Genomic DNA, 1,762 nt, shown 5'->3' with positions numbered 1-1,762 from the left:
TTACCACTGATTCGTAGTCTTCTTTGGCCATGAAGCCAGTCAGGGGACTAAAGCCACCGATAGCAATCATTTCCAGGTCGCTGACAGCCCGTTTATCTAGTGTAACTCTGGGCAGAAATTCAGCTTTCTCCAAAAATTCCTGCCGTTGTTCGGGTGTAGCAACACGGTTGACCAGTTGACCACCGTGAGCTGGGATAGTTTGTGAAGGATGGCTTAACACCGGGCTTTGCATACTCTAGGAATAATAATTAGATTCTACAATTGTCTCAAGAATTGTCTCAAGATACGACTCCCACTTCAAAGCGTGTAGGTGGGGTGCTTTAGTTAAGGTATAAAGATTATGCTTCAAGTACTAGAAATATAATTTAACTCTTCCAGCTTTTTGATAACTTTGTCCACACTTTCTGATAATTCTTCTTTGTCAGTGCGACATTCTACCTCCGGATTTAATGGTGGCTCATAGGGGTCATCAATACCAGTAAAACTCTTAATTTCTCCAGCACGAGCTCGTTTGTAAAGTCCTTTGACATCTCGGCCTTCGCAAACGTTTAGGGGAGCATTAACATAAACTTCTACAAAGTCACCAATCCGTTGCTTGACCTCCTCTCGAATTTCACGGTAAGGGGAGATCGCAGATACCAGGACAATAACTCCATTGCGGGTTAAAAGATGGGCAACAAAGCCAATGCGGCGAATGTTTGTATCCCGGTCTTCTTTACTAAATCCGAGTCCTTTAGTTAAGTTCTGACGAACGATATCCCCATCCAAGACTTCCAGCTTGCATCCTTGGGCGTTTAGTTTTTCTTCTAATGCCTTAGTAATAGTGGTCTTTCCAGCACCACTAAGACCAGTTAACCATACTGTAACACCACGATGTTCCATGAACTCTATTTACCTCCTAGATTTTTTGTTGACATGACGTGGATTTGGTGTGGACAGGCTATTGGTATTTCACCTGAACACCAAACTCAACTTCCTATTCGTAAGTCCTATTGCCTTTAGTCTCGGCTCATTTATAACAGATGCCGCCCTTCGGTGGGATGCTTTTGAGATCCCCCAGCTTAACGTAGTAGAACGAGTCGGATTACGCTCTAATTATTTTCTTTCACATCCCCCCTATAATGGATTACCCTGATGGCAATTTAATGGGGGTTTTTGCCCTTTTTCAATACTAACCTTCTCAAACCCAATCAACCAGATTAACTCATCTGGCCTAAGTATTGCTCATAACCTAACTCATCGAGCAATGCTTGCTTTTCCATCACTGATTCCGCTAAATTCTGGCGATACTGCTGCACTCTCTCTAGTAATTCCGGCTGATGAGTGCCCAAAATCTGCACTGCTAACAATCCTGCATTCTTGGAATTACCAATTGCTACAGTAGCGACGGGAATTCCTCCAGGCATTTGAACAATGGAGTATAGGGAATCAATACCCTTCATTTGACGACTAGACACTGGGACCCCAATCACAGGCAAGGGTGTTAGAGCCGCCACCATACCAGGCAGATGAGCCGCCCCCCCAGCACCAGCGATAATAACCTTGAGTCCACGCTTGTGAGCGTCTTGGGCATAATTTACCATCCGTTCAGGGGTGCGATGGGCAGACACAATCGCTACTTCCCAAGGAACACCAAAGTCTTCACATACTGCGATCGCATTTTGCATGGTGGGCAAATCGGAATCGCTGCCCATAATAATCCCAATTAACGGTTGGTTATTGGTCATGAATCATGTTTGATGGTAGATGAATTAGACTTCGC

The 1,762-nt window shown here is 44.4% G+C and carries 2 protein-coding genes and 1 pseudogene; all 3 read right to left on the bottom strand.

Features of this window, described 5'->3' with window-relative positions:
- Positions 1 to 232, bottom strand: a pseudogene (sat, locus tag F6K53_RS39900) (sulfate adenylyltransferase); the annotation flags it as partial.
- Between the two features lie 113 nt (positions 233 to 345).
- Entirely contained in the window at positions 346 to 882 is a 537-nt protein-coding gene (gene cysC / locus F6K53_RS39895; RefSeq protein WP_075897202.1) for an adenylyl-sulfate kinase, read from the bottom strand.
- A gap of 317 nt (positions 883 to 1,199) precedes the next feature.
- Positions 1,200 to 1,727: a 5-(carboxyamino)imidazole ribonucleotide mutase gene (gene purE / locus F6K53_RS39890; RefSeq protein ID WP_075897200.1), complete on the bottom strand. Its 528-nt coding sequence runs from the start codon at positions 1,725 to 1,727 to the stop codon at positions 1,200 to 1,202.
- Positions 1,728 to 1,762 lie beyond the last annotated feature (35 nt).

The sequence above is a fragment of the Moorena sp. SIO4A1 genome (assembly GCF_010672065.1).
Lineage (GTDB): Bacteria > Cyanobacteriota > Cyanobacteriia > Cyanobacteriales > Coleofasciculaceae > Moorena.
The sequence above is the reverse complement of the archived record's forward strand: the minus strand, read 5'-3'. Positions and strand labels throughout refer to the sequence as shown.

Coding starts and splice junctions, on each gene's coding strand:
- purE (WP_075897200.1), bottom strand. CDS start 1,727: ATGACCAATAACCAACCGTTAATTGGGATTATTATGGGCAGCGATTCC.
- cysC (WP_075897202.1), bottom strand. CDS start 882: ATGGAACATCGTGGTGTTACAGTATGGTTAACTGGTCTTAGTGGTGCT.